Annotated in this window: 17 protein-coding genes; 3 read left to right on the plus strand and 14 right to left on the minus strand. The window is 35.1% G+C overall.

The window, feature by feature from the left end; translation table 11 throughout:
* Positions 1 to 8 precede the first annotated feature (8 nt).
* Positions 9 to 431: a sulfite exporter TauE/SafE family protein gene (locus A8143_RS12445; RefSeq protein WP_070138243.1), complete on the minus strand. Its 423-nt coding sequence runs from the start codon at positions 429 to 431 to the stop codon at positions 9 to 11.
* Complete coding sequence (locus A8143_RS12450) at positions 431 to 3,634, minus strand: TolB-like translocation protein (RefSeq protein WP_070138244.1); 3,204 nt, start codon at positions 3,632 to 3,634, stop codon at positions 431 to 433. Before A8143_RS12450 ends, A8143_RS12445 begins: the two co-directional genes overlap by 1 nt.
* 148 nt (positions 3,635 to 3,782) lie before the next feature.
* Here A8143_RS12450 and A8143_RS12455 point away from each other — a divergent pair, with 148 nt between their 5' ends.
* Positions 3,783 to 4,430, plus strand: coding sequence for an MBL fold metallo-hydrolase (locus tag A8143_RS12455; RefSeq protein WP_070138245.1), 648 nt, complete (start codon positions 3,783 to 3,785; stop codon positions 4,428 to 4,430).
* On the opposite strand, the gene A8143_RS12460 is transcribed toward A8143_RS12455, so the two are convergent.
* The 3 genes from A8143_RS12460 to A8143_RS12470 form a co-directional block, all read right to left on the minus strand.
* On the minus strand, positions 4,411 to 4,665 hold the full coding sequence (locus A8143_RS12460; protein WP_070138246.1) for a hypothetical protein: 255 nt from the start codon (positions 4,663 to 4,665) through the stop codon (positions 4,411 to 4,413). The genes A8143_RS12455 and A8143_RS12460 overlap by 20 nt on opposite strands.
* Entirely contained in the window at positions 4,662 to 5,717 is a 1,056-nt protein-coding gene (locus A8143_RS12465) for an endonuclease (RefSeq protein ID WP_070138247.1), read from the minus strand. Before A8143_RS12465 ends, A8143_RS12460 begins: the two co-directional genes overlap by 4 nt.
* An 84-nt stretch (positions 5,718 to 5,801) precedes the next feature.
* Entirely contained in the window at positions 5,802 to 6,773 is a 972-nt protein-coding gene (locus A8143_RS12470) for a M23 family metallopeptidase (RefSeq protein ID WP_070138248.1), read from the minus strand.
* A 131-nt stretch (positions 6,774 to 6,904) separates the two neighbouring features.
* Between A8143_RS12470 and alaS the strand changes: the two genes are divergently transcribed.
* Together alaS and A8143_RS12480 are read left to right on the plus strand one after the other, a co-directional pair.
* Positions 6,905 to 9,523, plus strand: a complete 2,619-nt coding sequence (alaS, locus tag A8143_RS12475) for an alanine--tRNA ligase (RefSeq protein ID WP_070138249.1) — start codon at positions 6,905 to 6,907, stop codon at positions 9,521 to 9,523.
* 1 nt (position 9,524) lies between these two features.
* Positions 9,525 to 9,731: a hypothetical protein gene (locus A8143_RS12480; protein ID WP_070138250.1), complete on the plus strand. Its 207-nt coding sequence runs from the start codon at positions 9,525 to 9,527 to the stop codon at positions 9,729 to 9,731.
* On the opposite strand, the gene A8143_RS12485 is transcribed toward A8143_RS12480, so the two are convergent.
* The 9 genes from A8143_RS12485 to A8143_RS12525 form a co-directional block, all read right to left on the minus strand.
* On the minus strand, positions 9,726 to 11,297 hold the full coding sequence (locus tag A8143_RS12485; RefSeq protein ID WP_070138251.1) for a hypothetical protein: 1,572 nt from the start codon (positions 11,295 to 11,297) through the stop codon (positions 9,726 to 9,728). The genes A8143_RS12480 and A8143_RS12485 overlap by 6 nt on opposite strands.
* Positions 11,290 to 11,850: an RNA polymerase sigma factor gene (locus tag A8143_RS12490; RefSeq protein ID WP_070138252.1), complete on the minus strand. Its 561-nt coding sequence runs from the start codon at positions 11,848 to 11,850 to the stop codon at positions 11,290 to 11,292. The genes A8143_RS12485 and A8143_RS12490 overlap by 8 nt, the downstream gene beginning before the upstream one ends.
* A 107-nt stretch (positions 11,851 to 11,957) precedes the next feature.
* Positions 11,958 to 12,866, minus strand: coding sequence for an FKBP-type peptidyl-prolyl cis-trans isomerase (locus A8143_RS12495; protein WP_070138253.1), 909 nt, complete (start codon positions 12,864 to 12,866; stop codon positions 11,958 to 11,960).
* Positions 12,859 to 13,386 carry an FKBP-type peptidyl-prolyl cis-trans isomerase gene (locus A8143_RS12500; protein WP_139134348.1) on the minus strand — a complete coding sequence of 176 codons (528 nt, stop codon included), beginning with the start codon at positions 13,384 to 13,386 and terminating at the stop codon, positions 12,859 to 12,861. Before A8143_RS12500 ends, A8143_RS12495 begins: the two co-directional genes overlap by 8 nt.
* A gap of 1 nt (position 13,387) precedes the next feature.
* A complete protein-coding gene (locus tag A8143_RS12505) occupies positions 13,388 to 14,416 on the minus strand; it encodes a DHH family phosphoesterase (protein WP_070138255.1) in 1,029 nt (342 codons plus the stop codon).
* A gap of 70 nt (positions 14,417 to 14,486) precedes the next feature.
* A complete protein-coding gene (locus A8143_RS12510; protein WP_070138256.1) occupies positions 14,487 to 15,014 on the minus strand; it encodes a hypothetical protein in 528 nt (175 codons plus the stop codon).
* A 6-nt stretch (positions 15,015 to 15,020) separates the two neighbouring features.
* Positions 15,021 to 15,917, minus strand: a complete 897-nt coding sequence (locus A8143_RS12515; protein ID WP_070138257.1) for a hypothetical protein — start codon at positions 15,915 to 15,917, stop codon at positions 15,021 to 15,023.
* 115 nt (positions 15,918 to 16,032) lie between these two features.
* Positions 16,033 to 16,923, minus strand: coding sequence for a 4-hydroxy-tetrahydrodipicolinate synthase (gene dapA, locus A8143_RS12520; RefSeq protein WP_070138258.1), 891 nt, complete (start codon positions 16,921 to 16,923; stop codon positions 16,033 to 16,035).
* A complete protein-coding gene (locus A8143_RS12525; RefSeq protein WP_070138259.1) occupies positions 16,910 to 17,407 on the minus strand; it encodes a DUF6913 domain-containing protein in 498 nt (165 codons plus the stop codon). Before A8143_RS12525 ends, dapA begins: the two co-directional genes overlap by 14 nt.

Raw genomic sequence — 17,407 nt, forward strand, 5'->3', positions numbered from 1 at the left:
AATAGGTATTACTCAGTGGTATTCTCAATTTTAGGATTGTTCTTATCTCCCTGCATGTTTTTTACTCCGCTAAAAATCAATTTAAATGAAATATAAAGTAATAATATACCGAAGATTATTTTTATCAAATCCTCATTCATTCTTAATGCCAGTTTTGATCCAAAATATCCGCCAACAATGAAAGCAATTGCGATTATTATACCATAAGTAACATTTATTTCACCAGCCTTGTAATAGTTCATAACAGCTAAAATTCCTATTGGCGGTAACATAAGAATGAGACTTGTACCTTGCGCCTCCAATTGACTTAATCCCATGATGTAGACCAGTGCAGGTACCATTATGACACCGCCTCCTATGCCAATAAACCCACTCATAGCGCCAGCAAATAAACCAATGAAAATTAATAATAATAAAGTTTGAAAAGTCATTAAATATCTTTTGTCAAAGAAATATATGGTTGTGGTTTTTGAAATTCGAGATTTTCGATTCCCCATGCGACGTCAAGACGAACGAAATACCCCCATATTTTAGAACGAAGACCAAAGCCTAAACCGCCTATAATTGGTTCACGTAAGTTTTGCACATTGATTGTAACAGGCTTGTCGTTTATTATTTGCGTATTGAAATAGTTTTCTGGACTAAAAGGGTGGGGACCAGTCCAAGCTGTACCAACATCTGTGAAACCTACGATTTGAAAATGTCTTAAAAATTCGCTTTTTATGGGATAGCTTGAAAAATAAGAGATGATCGGCAACCTTAATTCTGAGTTGAAGACAACGAAACTATTTCCGTTTCTGGCGTTTTGAATAAATCCTCTCATTGGAGTTGCAATAGTTTGAAATGCATAGTTTTGCGAAGGATCAACTTGAATAGAATTATCAAAATCTGTGTTTGGTCGTAGAACCCAGCTATCGACAGCCCCCATATAATAAAGTAATTTTCGACCACCCAAAGATGTAGCTCCTGCCAATCGATTAACCCAAATAAAATTTCTTTTGATTCGAGTGTAATGCCTTAAGTCCATGCCTAAATTAAATGTGGGGTCATAATTTCCTCCCAATTCTTGGAGGTATTCTGCGAAAACTTTAAATCTTGTGCCTCTTCTAATATTAAGTTCCATTGGTATGGTATTATCCAAGACCAGTTCGAGGTTTAACCCAGAGTTATATCGAGCAACAGGATCAATGGTCAGGGAAATATCTGACACGGGAATATCCACTCGATTATCTCTTCTTAGATTTATTGTTGAACGAAAGCTCCACGTTTCAGAAATTGGAAAGTTCATTCGATATCTTATGTCGTGTGTCAGCAGACGATAAAATCCGCTTTCTACTACCATCTTTTGACGATAGAGAATAAGACGATGATCAACTCTGTTTTTTAAATGTTGTAACATAAACATAAATTCTCCGCCACTCGAAATTCGAGCTGGAATTCTAACTCCTCCTAATAATTTAAAATCGTCAAATAAATCACTCGCCCCAACTTTTAGAATAGCGTTAATTCCGGGGTTAAAATAAACGGAGCCAGGGCCAGAATAGGGTTGATAATTTTGGAATAGAAAATTGTTGTCAAATTGAGATAAAATAAAATCTTTAGCAAAATTAATTTTGTAAACTTGGTACTTTGGAGGTTCAAAATCTTGGATTTTTTTTGTAATCAAGCTGTCGGTATCACTGTCTTCGGTATTTTCTGTTTTAATGTTACCGCCAATGTACACGATTTCTTTTTGGTAGAGGTGATTTCCAACCTGTACCGTATCATTTTTTATCTCTTCTCGCTTTTGTGCTTTCGCTTTTTTACGTACTCTTTTTTCAATGTAAGTGGTGTTCCATAAATCGCTAATTGTACTCGTATCAGCTTGAGTGGTAAAGAATTTATTTTCTCCGTTTTGGTATACACCATACACCATTTCCATGTTTTCATTAATATGATGTTCATTGATGCTGGTGACATAATTGGTTTGTGGAGAAGTGGTAACAAAGTGGCGATAGTGAATTGTAGTGTCGATAAAAGCTATTACGCTGTCCTTAGCGGCGATAAAACGATTGTAAATTCCATTTTTATCGCTCAAATAAATATAACCTCCTTCGTTTAAAGCGTAGGGTTGTATTTCGTTTTCGTCTGGCGTGTTTGTTATTCGATCTAAGTATTTATAGGTATGGTTTATTTGACTTAGGTCATAGATAAAAATATCATTTTTACGATCGATAAATTTAATAGCGGGTTTCTTAAAAATTGTGTCGTTATCACGGTTTGAAGCAAAGATAACTTTCTTATCATCTTCCAAAAATCGTGGATTTAAATCGTCATAAATATCGTCTGTAATTTGAGTTGTATTTCCACCCAAGACCTCATAAAGGTATAAATCAGCTTGTCCTTTTACGACACCAGAAAAAATAATTTTTTTTCCATCATTTGAATAGCTAAAGTCTAAAATTTTATCCAAGTTTTTCATCGGTTTACGTACCATCGTCTCATTTTCTAGATCATAAATAAACAGTAATAATTCACCTTTCAATTCTGAGAAAAAGGCCAAAGCCTGACCGGATGGATGCCAACCAATGACAGGGTAAGTATGGTCTTGTAAACGATCCATTTTAGGTTCCGCTGCAAATAATTTTTTTGTTTTTTTCGTATCGCTGTTATAAATTTTTACTCGGTATCGCCCAAGTTGATTTTCGACATAAGCGATAGAACGGCCATCAGGACTAAGTTTCGCACCATAATAATCCGATTCTTTTTTGATTTTGTAATTCACATTATCCCCATCTGGTTCATTTTGACGCTCATATTCTTTTATGTACCTGGAGCGGTAGAAGGAGATGTAATTTCGTGTGATCGTTGGAAAGTCCATTCCCATAAGCGAAAAGAATCCTCGTTCAACATTTTTAGAGATTCGCGTTACGTATAAAATATTTGGAATTATGGTAGGACCATGAGTTTCCGCAATATAATTCCAAAGAGCATGGCCAGCATATGATTTTTCTTGCTCATTTAAATTATTGAATTTATCTATCTTTTTAGTTAAGATAAGGTCTTTTACACGACTTTCAGTTTCAGAATTCCATTCATGTACAAAGTAGCGCACCAGACCTTCTTCTAACCAAGTCGGAATTCCTGAACTCACGCTTGATTTCAATTGATCCTTCCAATCCCCACCAAAAAATAAATGCTTTAACAGCACCTCATAAACAGCAGATTTTATATTGTCATTAAACTGTTGATGATCGCCTTCATAGAAAACAAATATTTTCGACCCTATTATTCTTGTTGTACCCCCAACATTCGATTGCTCATCATTCGTAAGACCGAGGTTACTTTGACGAAACTTTGATTGACTTTGGTAAACGATTACTTCTAATTTTTCAGGAATGGTGTAGTCTAAACGAACTTCAGCCATTTCTAAATAATGGTGCATCGTTTGAGCTGTATAATTAGCGATGTCTTCGTTTATACCGCTATAATAAATTTTAAAGCGTTTGTAATTGTGCGATTTCCATCCAAAAGAATTATACTGAACCCTGTTTTTTCCAAATTCTTGGATTGAGCCTTGATAAAATTGCCCAATAGCATTATCTACCCCGAAAAGTAGAAAAATAATGGATAGTATAAGAGTTCTTTTATTCATCTTAAGATTAAAGGTAAAGATAATGATATTAGTCGCATAAGTCGAACCTTTCGATAAAGAAAATCCACCCTTTATTCAATTGCTCCCAAGATTTGGATGGATTGTATTAAAAAGTCTTTCTATTTTTGTGAACAAAACAAGACAGTTTATGATTAAGGTTCAGAAATTCACATTCAATCCATTTCAAGAAAACACCTATGTATTATACGACGAATCAGGGGAATGTGTAATTATCGATCCGGGTTGTTATGAATCGCATGAACGAGAAACATTAAGTCAATTTATTCAAGAAAACAACCTTAAGCCCGTTCATTTACTCAATACCCATTGTCATGTTGATCATGTTTTTGGGAATTATTTTGTCAGTCAAACATATAATTTACAGCTTTCGTGTCATCGTTTAGATTTACCGACTTTGGCGTTAGTTCCAAAGTCTTGCCAAATGTATGGTATACCAGGCTATCAATTATCTCCAGAACCTACTGTTTTTCTGGAAGAAGGAGATGTTGTTGAATTCGGAAAGAGTAAATTAAAAGTAATTTTTGGACCTGGACATGCGCCTGGGCATATTGCTTTCTATGCGGAGGAAGAAAGCTTCGTGATTAATGGAGATATTTTATTCAAAGGGTCGTTTGGTAGGTATGACTTACCTGGAGCTAGTTTTGAGGATTTACAAAAAACAATTCTAGATAAGATGTTTATGCTACCGGAACATACGGTTGTTTATTGTGGTCATGGTCCAGAAACAACCATTGGACAGGAAAAACTAACCAACCCTATTCGGACGGGATTTTAAGTTTCTCTACAAAAGCGCGGTGTGGTTTTAAAGCGTCACGAAGAATTTTCACATCAGTTTCCTGAACCGTTATAAATGCCAAAGCGTGAAGTTCTCCTTTTGAATCTACTCCTTGATTGAAATATTCAATTTTTTCTTTGGTCATAAATTCTTCTAAGTGGATAAGGTGATGTTTTGCTGTTCCATCAGCTGTTTCTCCAAAAAAATCCCAGACTAATCTTATGTAACGGCTCATTGAATGCAAATTTTACGAATGTGTAACTGACCTAAAACTTCAAGTTCAATCAGGTATAAACCGGATGGAATATCCTTAACATCTAATGCATATTGGTTTGTAGCAAGAGCTGGTTTTGCTTGAATTATTTGGCGTCCATCAAGGCTATACATTATAATTTTATTGATTGTTTGAGAGGCTGGAATGGCTAAGTTAATCTCACCAGATTCAGTGGGATTAGGGTAAACATTAATATTTAAAGTCGACGTTGAAAAGTTTTCAACTGAAAGCACACCCCAAGTATCTTCAGTTTCAGGGCCACCCCAAATTCGATTTGCAATTGCGGGATTGTCAATAAATGGATTTCTATTTCCAATTTCCTCGTATATCACATTATTTCGGTTTACTTCGAAAGGAGACACTTCATCTGCTGCATGCCATTCAAGCAATAAATCAATCATGTTGGCATCAATAGCGTTTGAAGTTCCTATTGTAACTGCATTTGGTAAACATCTTGAATTATATCGAACGTACATGTACATTAACATTCGTGCAACATCACCTTTCCATTCTTCACCAGGAAACCAGTTGGCACCTACTGTTCCTGCGTTTCCTGCTCCATTTGCAAACTTTCGATTACTACGATGACCGTTTGCATCGATGTCAGCAGCTCTTAAATGATGGGGGTCTGATCCAGGTCCTGTTGTTCCAAGATCAGGACTACCGAGTGACTTTGGAAAAACATGTTCTCTATTCCATTCACCAGGAGGAGACCCTCCATTGGCATGTTTATCGCGAGTTCTATCTGTTTCATTATCGCCGTCTGCGTCATTATAACCATAAATTAGCAGCACGACATCGTCATTCTCTGGATCTAAGTCAGCTACTTTTAAAACATCCCATACTTCGGAGTATGAGGTAGGGGAAGTGTGTGTGCTTGTAATTAAATCACTTAATTCTGCCTTTAAGGCGAGTCCTGTTAAATCAAAATTTACAGGAGAATAATAGGTGGGAATTTGAGCACTTAGTCTTAGGAATAAAAATCCGAAGAGAAGCAGTATAGATTTCTTCATTACGATACCTTTATTTTTCACAAAGTTAGCAAAATGCTGCTCGAAATGAAAATGCGGTCGTCATAAACGCTGTAAATTTCAGTCTTAATCAAAAGATTGATTCGCATTATTCGCCATTTCTAACAATCGCTCATATTGATCAGCAGAGATGTCCGAATGAAAGAAGTGCACGGGATTTATTTTTGTACCATTCTTCTCAATTTCATAATGAAGATGCGGTCCGGTTGATTTTCCAGTACTACCAACTTTTCCTATAATTTGACCACGCATTACTTTATCTCCTTTTTTGACGTCAAAAGCGCTGAGGTGTGCGTATCGGGAACGATATCCAAATCCATGGTCAATTACGATACTTTTTCCGTATCCCCACATTTTAGTTTCAACTTCAACTACAGTTCCGTTACCAGTGGCATAGACATTGGTTCCTACATCTGCAGTAAAATCTAACCCCCAGTGCATTTTTTTTGTTTTGTAAATAGGATCTATTCGTAATCCATATCCAGAAGCGACTCGTGTTAAATCTTCATTAGAAACGGGCTGTATTGCGGGCATACTCGCTAACATCTTTTCTTTTTCTTTCGCCAATGCAATCACTTCATCAAACGAGATTGATTGAGCGTAGATACGTTTTTCTAACGCTTTTAATTGTTGTCGTTGTTCTATAATTCGGTTGGAGTGATTGTACCCTTTTAATTCAGCATATTCATCCATTCCACCAGTACCAAGTTCACGCATGTGCTCTGGGAAAGGTTCGGCATTAAATACAACTCTATAAATTTCATTATCTCTTTTTTCAAGGTCATCTTGAACAGCTGTCATTAATGTTAATTGCTCACTAACTTCGGCCATTTCTTGCTCTAGCATGGCTAATTCTCGTTCTAAACTAACTTCGTGTGCCGATTTAAAAAAGGATGAGAATACGAGGTAAAAACAAAATCCAAGTACTACTGCCGGAGCAATAACAAGAAGAGAACGTAAAATTCTTTCTTTTGTAGATAATTCCACTTTTTCATACGATAGTGTTTGTGGGTTATATCTAAATTTTTGTCTTTTCATTCAGTTTAATTAAATCTAATAATCATGTTTTTTGAGCTGAGTAGACATAAAAATTCTACTTTCAAAAGCGCAAATTTACATATAAACAATAAATTTGCAATACAATTAACAATCGTTAACAAATTACTTTAATGAAAATCAACGACATACGACAAGTATTTTTGGATTATTTCAAAGCTAAAAGCCATGAAATTGGAACATCTGCGCCAATGGTTATCAAAAATGACCCAACTTTGATGTTTACAAATGCTGGAATGAATCAATTTAAAGATTTTTTTCTTGGCTATAATGAGGCAAAAGATAAGCGCGTTGCCAATACCCAAAAATGTTTACGTGTGTCTGGTAAGCATAATGATTTAGAAGAGGTTGGTGTAGACACTTATCATCATACAATGTTTGAAATGCTTGGCAACTGGTCTTTTGGTGATTATTTTAAAGAAGAGGCAATTGCTTGGGCATGGGATTTATTGACGAATGTGTATAAATTGGATGTAGATCGAATTTATGTGACGGTTTTTGAAGGTGATCAAGAAGATCAGTTGGATGTTGATCAAGCGTCAATAGATATTTGGAAAAAGTACATTTCTGAAGATAGAATTTTATTAGCAAATAAAAAAGATAATTTCTGGGAAATGGGTGATACGGGGCCTTGTGGTCCTTGTTCGGAAATTCATGTCGACATAAGAAATGAAGATGACCGTAAAAAAATAGACGGTAAGGATTTGGTCAATAAAGATCATCCGCAAGTGATAGAAATTTGGAATTTGGTTTTCATGCAATATAACCGAAAAGCAAATCGACAGTTAGAAAAATTACCTGCTACTCATGTTGATACGGGGATGGGGTTAGAGCGTTTGGCAATGGTTTTACAAGGTAAACAATCGAATTATGATATTGATTTGTTTCAGAGTTTAATTCAATTTGTCGAGCGAATATCAAATAAGAAATACGGGGAGAATGAAAAAATAGATATTGCCATGCGCGTTATTGTGGATCACGTGCGGGCAATCGCTTTTTCCATCGCTGATGGACAATTGCCATCAAATAACAAAGCCGGTTATGTCATTCGTAGAATATTAAGACGAGCAGTCCGGTATGGTTATCAAACATTGGATTTGAAAGAGCCGTTTCTGAATCAGCTTGTAGCAACATTAACGAAGGAAATGGGTGATGCTTTTCCTGAGCTGTCAAAGCAAGAGGAATTGATAACCAAAGTTATTCTTGAGGAAGAAAATAGTTTTTTTAGGACATTAGAAAATGGATTAAAAAAGATTGAAGAAATCGTTTCGAACACAAAAGCCGCTGGAAAAAACCAGGTTTCAGGGGCAGATTTATTTGAGTTGTATGATACTTTTGGTTTTCCTAAGGATTTAACTTCATTAATTGTACATGAGCATGATTTATCGGCAGATTTAATCGAATTTGATCGTTTGTTAGAAGAACAAAGAAATCGAGGAAGAGCGGCGACGGCTATTGAATCGGATGATTGGGTGGAGCTAATAGAGGATGAGGTAGAAGAGTTTGTTGGGTATGACTATTTAGAAACTTCAATTAAAATCACAAAGTATCGAAAAGTCGTTCAGAATAAAAAAGAATTTTACCAGTTAGTTTTTAACATTACGCCATTCTATGCAGAAGGAGGTGGACAAATAGGGGATAGTGGCTATATTGAGTCTGAAGATGAAAAGGTAGTTGTTTTCGACACAAAAAAAGAAAACAATATAATTGTTCATCTCGTAAAAGAATTGCCTAAAAATCCGAGCGCACATTTTAAAGCTCATGTCAATGGACAAAAAAGAAGGTTAACAGAAGCAAATCACTCTGCAACGCACCTTCTACATCATGCATTAAGAACTGTTTTGGGAAGTCATGTCGAACAAAAAGGGTCGCTTGTTAATGACAAATATCTACGTTTTGATTTTTCTCATTTCTCAAAAGTAAGTGATGAAGAATTAGAAGTTATAGAGAAACAGGTCAATGATGCGATATTCGCGAATATTGCATTAAATGAAAGTCGTGCAATACCGATGGAGGCAGCTACGGAGATGGGAGCTATGGCTTTGTTTGGTGAAAAGTATGGTGATTTAGTAAGAGTGATTGCGTTTGGGGATTCGATTGAACTTTGTGGTGGTACTCATGTTAATTCAACAGGAGAAATTCGTTTGTTTAAAATAACGAGCGAAGGTTCAGTAGCTTCAGGAATTAGAAGGATTGAAGCCATAACTTCGGATGTGGCACAAGCTTATTATGCAGAGCGAACGGCCCAATTTGAAGCCATAGAAAAACTACTTAAAAAACCCAAAAACCTGGTGAAATCAATTCAAGAATTGTTGGATAAAAACACAGCATTGTCCAAAGAAATCGAAGGGTTGAAAAATGCGCAAGTCGCACAGATTAAGAAAGAAATTCTCAGTAAAATAAGTCAACGTGGTGACGTTCAGTTTATTTCAGAGATTTTAGATTTAGACGGAGGCTCTATTAAAGATATCTGTTTTCAGTTGAAAGGATCAGTAGATCGTTTATTTGCTGTTATTGGTGGTAAATCTAATGGTAAAGCCACCTTGAGCATTGTAATTTCGGATGAATTAGCAAAAGAAAAGGATTGGCATGCAGGAAATCTGGTTAGGGAATCAGCTAAACTTATTCGAGGTGGTGGAGGCGGTCAACCATTTTTTGCAACAGCTGGTGGTAGTGATAGTAGTGGGCTTGATGATGCAATTAATAAAGTGATTGAATTAACAGGAGTTTAAGATGGAATGGACTGAAGAACGAAAACGAATGGCGTATTGGATAGCAGGAATTATCATCGTGCTATTTATTGTTTTATTAATGCTAAAATTTTGGGTGACTTCTTTAGTCGGTTTAGCCGCTTTTGGACTTGGCTTTTATTTTGGTCGAAAAAGTGGTGATTCTGCTGACGATCATAGTAATAAAAGGAAAAGAGAAGGGTTTTTATAGCCTAATTCCCAATCCAATGCCTATATGGGTATAGTCAAAGCTTTTGTTAAAAGTAGATGTCCCAAGCGATTTGCCAATTACAGGACGATATTGGAGTGTTGAACTTAAGTATAGATTGCTCCAAAAGTTATAGTGTAAGCGAACACCAAGAGCAATGTCCGTGTAAAACTTTCTGTAAATGCTATTTCGGTCAGTAAAAGAATAAAAGGCATCGTTTTTTTGATAAATTCCCTCAGAATTTGTTCGAAAGTTAAATCGTAAGGCTGCATATAAATCCAATTGTATGCGATTAAAATTCATTTGCGTGCCGAATGAAATAGGGATGTGAACATAAGTTACTTTATTTGTTCCTCTAACATCTCGTTGATGAATCGATTTCTCGACTGAATACACGGAATTTGTATCTAATAATCCATAGGTAGAATCAACTGCCACCAAAATAGTGTCAAGTACCGCACCAGAAACTTCATCATAAATTATTTCTTCTTCATAATCATAATTATATCCGTATTCATATTCATAGCTTTCAATGGCCCGTGTAGTTTGTATCGATCGCTTAAAATTAAATTCTTCTTCAAACTTTGTATAACCAAGTCCAGAACCAAATGTAAGTCCATTATTTAATCGGTATGTAAAATCAAAGTTAGTTTGTTTTCCAATTTGGTCAGTGCCGGCATTTTCATAAATTGTTTTTTCATGTTGGGTATTAGCCGAATAAGAGGAGTTAACTTTGTTGAATCCTGTAGTTAAGGTAAGCATCCATGGTTGGGATTTAATCTTTTTTAAATTGGGGTCAATTGGAATCATTGCAGGAATATGAGTGCTGTCTAGTTCCGCAATTTTGGAAATATCCGCATTTTTATCCTTATTCAAATTTTGCTTTTTTGTATCTATTGAACTTTCAGGAACTTGTGCCGTAATTGAAGAGGAGTCTATCGTTTCTTTTAATGGAGTATTAGTGTCATCAAGTTCAGCTTTGATTTGTCTATTATGGTTTACTTGTTTTGATGTGTTAATTTGCTTGTTTTCAACTTGTTCTTCTGTTCGATATTGATTAACTATACTAGCGCTACTTGAGTTTACTTTTGATTCGGATGAGTTAGTTTGTACTTCTTTCGTTTTTAACGGTGTGGAGGTATATTTTTTGCCTTTATTGACTACACTATTCTTGGATTTAACATTCTTTTGCTCGCTAATTTGGATCGTGTTTTGAGTTGTTCCGTTATTTTTTGAATTGATTGGATGTTTTTGTGACGACGGAGTTTCAACTAAAGTGTTAATATCTGTTGATTCAAGATCGAGTTCTGCGGCATCACTATAAAAATTTTGAGGAGCGGTTATTGCCGTATCAACTAAGGGTGTTTGTGTATCAGTTTGGTTTATAAAGGGAATTGTTATTATCCCACCTATAAAAACAATACTCAACCATATAAAGGCGGTTTTGCGATTAGTATTAAAGCCTAGAGACTCATCAATATTTGATTTAATATGCTCAGGAACCGTATGCATCTCACCACCAAGTTCGGCTTGATACAAATCATCGATATTTTTAAATTCTTTACCCATTCAGCACGGTATTTCTGGTAATTTGTTTCGCTTCAAGTTTTTTACGAATTATCTTCCTTGCTTTTGATAATTGCGTTTTTGAAGTATTGATAGAAATTCCTAAATAATCAGCAATTTCTTGATGTTTTAAGTTATCTAATACATACATCGTAAAAACTGTACGGTAACCATCAGGCAGTTCTGTAAGTATTTCATGAAGAATTTTTTTTAGATCAACTTGATCATCTTCAATATAAAGCTCTAACTCATCTTCAGCTTCAAAATAAGCCTCTTCTTCAACAAATTCGAATCTTTTTTCTTGTCTGTATTGATTAATTGCTTCGTTTATTACAATGCGTTTAATCCATCCGCCTAATTCGTAATCGGGATTAAACAAATCTCTCTTGCGATAAATTTTAATGAACGCTTCTTGAAGGATATCAGCTGCTTTGTCAGTGTTTTTGGTATATCTTAGACATACGGTATACATAGCCTGAGAATAATCACGATAAATGATATCAAAGGCTTTTTTATTTCCCTTTATGAATTGCTTTTTCAGCTTATCTTGGTCCAAGTCTTACCTATTCAAATTCAAATTAAAGACGATAAAATATCGCTTTGGTAGCGTTCATTTTCAAACAATACAGGCGTAAAGTTTAATAGGTTGTCTAGAAAAGGAAATTAATCGATTGTTTGGACCCTAACATCATATACGATGTCAGCATTTTTTGGAACTAAATCAACAAGTCCAGCATTACCATATGCTAATTTTGCTGGTATTTCAATAAAGGCATTTTCTTTGGTTTTTAATACTGACATTCCTTGATGTAGGCCGTCAATGACATTGTCATTTTCAAATTTAAAACTAAAAGGTTCACTGTTTTTGAAAGAATTATCGTAACGTTTACCGTTTTCACCTTTGGTATAGGCGAAATAGTCAAATGTAATTTTTTGATTTTTAGAGGGAGACTTTCCTTCAGGATTTATTTTCCATTTGTATACTTTTACTCCTTCTTCTAGAACGATAGGCTTAATTTTTTCAACGATTTCAATTTCAACAATTACATCTGCTTTAGGTGGTACAATATTTAAATATCCTGCGTCTCCGTATGCCATAGCACTTGGTATCATAATTCGACCAATGTCACCAACATGCATTTTTAATAGCCCTTTTTCCCAGCCTTCAATCAACATTCCGATATTAGTTTTAAGTGGCACAGGTTGTCCAATTTCTTGGTTCGAATCAAATTCTTCTCCCGCAGCTACCCGTGCTGAGTAATTAACAAGCACAACATCATTTAATGCAATAGGATGATTAGTGTTTTTTTTAGTCCATTCAACCCTTAAACCACCTTCACCGTTATAGACCATTTCATTTATTTTACCATCGATAGAATCTTTCAATAACGAAAATGGTTGATCGCCCTCTCTTTCTAAACTAGCTAAACTATCACTCACATTGTTCACTAATTGAGATGAATCGATTGTAGTAGATTCAATATCACTTGATTCTTCATCTGCAGATTGTACTCCATCCAAATTACAAGAAAGTAAGAGAGTACAAGAAATCAGGGAGAAATATTTAATCATTTTTGTCAATTTTTAAGAGTTCAATATCGTAAATAACTGGACTTAACGGGGGAATTTTATCGGTGTCTCCTATAAGTCCATGTGCAGCTCGACTAGGAATTATAAATTTTGCTCTATCGCCGACAGTTAAATATTTAATGCCTTCGTGTAAACCACTTTCAATGTCTGATTTTTCAACCAGGAACGTTTCAGCACCATTTTCTTTTGACGAGTAACAAATTTCTCCAGAAAGTAATGTGATTTCAAAGTCTACGGTTACGGCATCGCCAACTTTTGCAGAGTCGGTTCCTATCCCGTTTTTGTATATCATGTAGCGTAAACCCGTTCCTGTTTCCTTCATTTTCCAGTCAGGTCGTGTCATTAAAAACACATCGATTTCATTGTCCTCTTCAGCAGCAAATTCACTATTCATTTTAATTGATTCATCTTTTGACCAATTAGGATTCGCAACTTCCATTTTGGGATTGTCGTTTTTACAGGCAACTACAACTAAAATAAGAGCAGGGAGGAGGTATTTCATTTTAAAAAACGGATTTATTTTCTTCAACGAATTTAGGTAAAATAGTTACAAATTTTTGAATTGCATCTTCCAATTTTCCTACAAATTTACCGCCCGCAGCATTAAGATGTCCACCTCCGTGAAAATTGTTTCTAGCAAGGTTATTCACTGGAATTTCTCCTTGTGAACGCATCGATATTTTAATAATTCCGTCGGACTCTTTAAAAAACACGGCCATTTTAACACCTTCTAAAGATAAAACCTGATTCACCAAACCTTCTGTATCTCCTTTTTTGGCATCGAAACGGTCTAAGTCATTAGCAGAAAGCGAAATGTAACCAACATTAAATTCTTTTAAAACAACTAGCTTTTCGAGCATTGCAAAGCTTGTTAATTTTACACGGTTTTCACTATTGTTATCAAAAATGGCTTCATGAATTTTTGAATGACTAAGTCCTTTGTTTATTAAAAAGGCGCCTATTTCATGTGTTTTTGGCGTTACGGATGAAAATCGAAACGAACCCGTATCAGTAATAATTCCGGTATAAATGCTTTCAGCAATGGCCTGGTCAATTTGAAACAATGTTTGTCTTGCTTCAATTAATTCAAAAATCATCTGAGCAGTGGAACAAATAGTATGATCAGAGAACATTAAGTCAACAAATTCAACATTAGGGTCTCTATGATGGTCAATCATAATTTTTTTCGCAGATGATTTTTCGAGTAAATCGTCCATTTTACCAATTCTGCCTGGTGAATTATAATCAAGACAGAAGATTAAATCAGCTTCGATGAAATGATTCTCGATTTTTTCAGGAGATTCTTCATAGGTTTCGATTTCGTCAAAACCAGTTAACCAATTCAAGAAATGCGGAGCCTTATCCGGGTGGCAAATTACCACATTTTCATGTTCATTTTTTAAATAATGGTATAAGGCTAGTGAAGAACCGATGCTATCTCCATCAGGAGATTTGTGTGCGGTAATAATAATTTTTGAAGCCGCGGTAACTAAGTGATTAAATTCTTCAATTTTGTCTGGAGTAAATGTCATAGTTTAAAAATAAAAACCGTCCAAGCACTAGCTAAGACGGTTTAGATTGATTGTTATTGTTTTAAGGTTTTTAAAAACCTAATTTTTCAGTTTTACGATGCTCGAGTAATACACCTACACAAACATTATCGGTATTGGTTAGTTTTTTATTCTCGCTGCTACCTGTTGCAGGAACGTTGACAGCAACATAGAATTTGGTTGTTTTATCCGTTGTAAACAATACGTATGGTGTCATGCCATCATCTTCGTTGTCGAAAATTACTTCTCGTTGACGTTTAATATTTGTATTGCCATCCTTATCTTTAACACGAACAACGATATCTTTTGACAGTTCAAATTTTACACTATTTGCACTTTCAACGTCTGAGCAAGTTGACAAACGGTATTCGAAACCTTCATATGCAATAAAGCTCATTTCGTATACCTTTCCTTTTTCAAAAGCGGCGCTACGAGATTGATTATTTAAATTCCAATATGCACCTCTTTGTTCTTTTGAAAATTGATCGGTGCATCTATAATGCGTTTTATTACATTGGGCGAAAGCTTGGATAACAATTATACTGAACAAAAATGCTCCTGCAAGTACTACTTTTTTCATTTTATTCTAGTTTGTGTATTTAACTCTAAGTTCGTTTGCTTTTGCCTTAATTGCGTCAAAAGCGGCTGCGGTCATGTGGTACGAACCTCCACCACTAATTAATAATGTTCCATCTTGGTCATTAGCAACATTCGTTTCAGATTCTTTTAAATCCATATTGCTTTCAAATACATCTGCTAAATCAGTAAGGTCAAGAATGATATTATTAACGTCTTCATCATCGGAATATTCAAAAATGAAGTCAATTAAGTTTTCAAGTACTACTTTTTGATCTCCAATTTTTTTAACTACAGGATCATTGTCAGCATATTGTTCTACAAGATTTGTGATGATATAAAGAGATTCAATATATCCCCCCGCCATTATTAGAGAAAGTTCCTTGCCTTTCTCGTTTTCTTCTAAATACAAATAACTGTCATAGTATGTGTCGTTAGAAATAGCAAATAGCGAATCGGAGTCACCTTCATTATTTTCGATTCTATCCATCATTTCTTCATCAAATGCCCCAGCAATCCCAAGTTCCTCACCTAGTTCTTCAATCTTTTTGAAATACTTCAAGAAATCAACACCAATGCCAAAACAACTTAAATAAGCAATGTCAGCCGAATAAACACCAAAATTGATGGATTTCGATTTTACATCTACATAGTTTTCCGCATTTTCTATTGGGTTAACTAATTCCAATTTCTGCTCACCTCCTTGAAGTTTAATGATCTCAAAAAGTTCATTTGGAGTAGGAACAGAATAATCAATCGATGCTATTTCCACGACAGTATCAACCGCGGTGGTATCAGCAAGTTCAATATGTTGGATTTCATTTTCATCCGATGAACCCGAACAACTAACGGATGCAATTGCAGCAGCTGCACAATAGATACCGATGATAATTTTTTTTCTTTTCATTCGATTTTGATTAAACAAGTGGTTTCAAATATAGTATTTTTTTACAACTCATAATATCAGAAGTTTAGGTTGAAAGCATGAGTTGTTCTTTTGTTACGGTCACTAATCAAAAAGGTTATAGTTTTTCTATTTGATCTGTTAAATCAATTAATTTCTTTTTGAGTTCATCCGACACGTTAACAAGGGGTAATCGGACATTGTTTAACATCACGTTCTTGTGCGTGAGAACTTCTTTTATTCCTGCAGGATTTCCTTCAGCGAATAAATGATCAATGATTGGTAAGATATTATAATGCCAATGACGGGCAGTATTCATATCGTCTTTTAAACAAGCATTAACCATTGTGCTAAATTGTTTGGGGAAACCATTTCCTACCACAGAAATAACACCGTCTCCACCAGCAGCCATGATAGGCATTGTAATAGCATCGTCACCAGAAATTACCAAAAAATTGTCTGGTTTATTGGCTATTATATTCATGACTTGTTCAATATTTCCTGAAGCTTCTTTTACAGCAATTATTTGATCAAATTCATTAGCTAACCTTAATGTAGTATTGGGTAATATATTTGATGATGTTCTACCAGGAACGTTGTAAACGATAATCGGTAAATCTGTTCCTTCAACAATTTTTGCATAATGTTGAAAAATTCCTTCTTGCGTAGGTTTATTATAGTATGGTGAAGCTGATAAAATCGCATCAACTTGACTAAGGTCATAATTTTTAAAATCGTTCACCACGGCTAGCGTATTATTGCCTCCAATTCCAAAGACCAAGGGCAGTTTTCCTTGATTTACTTCGGCAACAGTGTCTAAGGTCAGTTGTTTTTCCGCAATTGATAGGGTAGGAGACTCTCCGGTAGTGCCTTGAACTACAAGGTAATCAACGCCACCAGCAATTAAATAGTGCGTTAAATTTTCTAGCGACTTTATATCAACAGCTCCGTTGCTTGTGAAAGGCGTTACCATTGCAACACCTAATCCTTTAAACTTATTTTGCTCCATTTTGACTTAAGAGGTTAATTTGTGTTTTTATATGTTCAAATAATTCTTTATCGTTTTTCGCTTCAGGAATAATTAAATCGTACCAAAGAGACTTATTATTAGATGCACTACCTACCATAAATGTGTGGTTTAGGCGGGCGAGGATGAAATTATTCAACGGCAAATTTTTTGACAAATCTACAACTAAATCGAATCGGTTATCGAGGACTTTTTTCAATTTATCATTTTTTACCTTTCCCGTTAAATTCAAATCACTTATATGATAGCTAAATACATCAGTTTTAGTTTGATCTTCTTTCTCATTTCGAGGAAATAAGAAGTAGATTTTTGCTCTTGGAAATATAGCGTTGATAAAGCTTTCCAGTTGTGATTTATCTTCATCGGCTACCACCAATACTTCTCTGTAAACATCGAGTTTTCGGAGAATTGGTTTTCGTTCGAGTCTTTTTTTAATCTTCGCTTGATTTATTATGATTTTTTTCAT

Origin of the sequence: Crocinitomix algicola (genome assembly GCF_001661595.2) — a bacterium.
In the GTDB taxonomy this organism is placed as follows: Bacteria; Bacteroidota; Bacteroidia; order Flavobacteriales_D; family Crocinitomicaceae; genus Crocinitomix; species Crocinitomix algicola.

What these genes read in the sequence shown, in the direction of transcription:
- A8143_RS12445 (WP_070138243.1), bottom strand. Translation starts at nt 431, where the DNA reads ATGACTTTTCAAACTTTATTATTATTAATTTTCATTGGTTTATTTGCT.
- A8143_RS12450 (WP_070138244.1), bottom strand. Translation starts at nt 3,634, where the DNA reads ATGAATAAAAGAACTCTTATACTATCCATTATTTTTCTACTTTTCGGG.
- A8143_RS12455 (WP_070138245.1), top strand. Translation starts at nt 3,783, where the DNA reads ATGATTAAGGTTCAGAAATTCACATTCAATCCATTTCAAGAAAACACC.
- A8143_RS12460 (WP_070138246.1), bottom strand. Translation starts at nt 4,665, where the DNA reads ATGAGCCGTTACATAAGATTAGTCTGGGATTTTTTTGGAGAAACAGCT.
- A8143_RS12465 (WP_070138247.1), bottom strand. Translation starts at nt 5,717, where the DNA reads ATGAAGAAATCTATACTGCTTCTCTTCGGATTTTTATTCCTAAGACTA.
- A8143_RS12470 (WP_070138248.1), bottom strand. Translation starts at nt 6,773, where the DNA reads ATGAAAAGACAAAAATTTAGATATAACCCACAAACACTATCGTATGAA.
- alaS (WP_070138249.1), top strand. Translation starts at nt 6,905, where the DNA reads ATGAAAATCAACGACATACGACAAGTATTTTTGGATTATTTCAAAGCT.
- A8143_RS12480 (WP_070138250.1), top strand. Translation starts at nt 9,525, where the DNA reads ATGGAATGGACTGAAGAACGAAAACGAATGGCGTATTGGATAGCAGGA.
- A8143_RS12485 (WP_070138251.1), bottom strand. Translation starts at nt 11,297, where the DNA reads ATGGGTAAAGAATTTAAAAATATCGATGATTTGTATCAAGCCGAACTT.
- A8143_RS12495 (WP_070138253.1), bottom strand. Translation starts at nt 12,866, where the DNA reads ATGATTAAATATTTCTCCCTGATTTCTTGTACTCTCTTACTTTCTTGT.
- A8143_RS12500 (WP_139134348.1), bottom strand. Translation starts at nt 13,386, where the DNA reads ATGAAATACCTCCTCCCTGCTCTTATTTTAGTTGTAGTTGCCTGTAAA.
- A8143_RS12505 (WP_070138255.1), bottom strand. Translation starts at nt 14,416, where the DNA reads ATGACATTTACTCCAGACAAAATTGAAGAATTTAATCACTTAGTTACC.
- A8143_RS12510 (WP_070138256.1), bottom strand. Translation starts at nt 15,014, where the DNA reads ATGAAAAAAGTAGTACTTGCAGGAGCATTTTTGTTCAGTATAATTGTT.
- A8143_RS12515 (WP_070138257.1), bottom strand. Translation starts at nt 15,917, where the DNA reads ATGAAAAGAAAAAAAATTATCATCGGTATCTATTGTGCAGCTGCTGCA.
- dapA (WP_070138258.1), bottom strand. Translation starts at nt 16,923, where the DNA reads ATGGAGCAAAATAAGTTTAAAGGATTAGGTGTTGCAATGGTAACGCCT.
- A8143_RS12525 (WP_070138259.1), bottom strand. Translation starts at nt 17,407, where the DNA reads ATGAAAAAAATCATAATAAATCAAGCGAAGATTAAAAAAAGACTCGAA.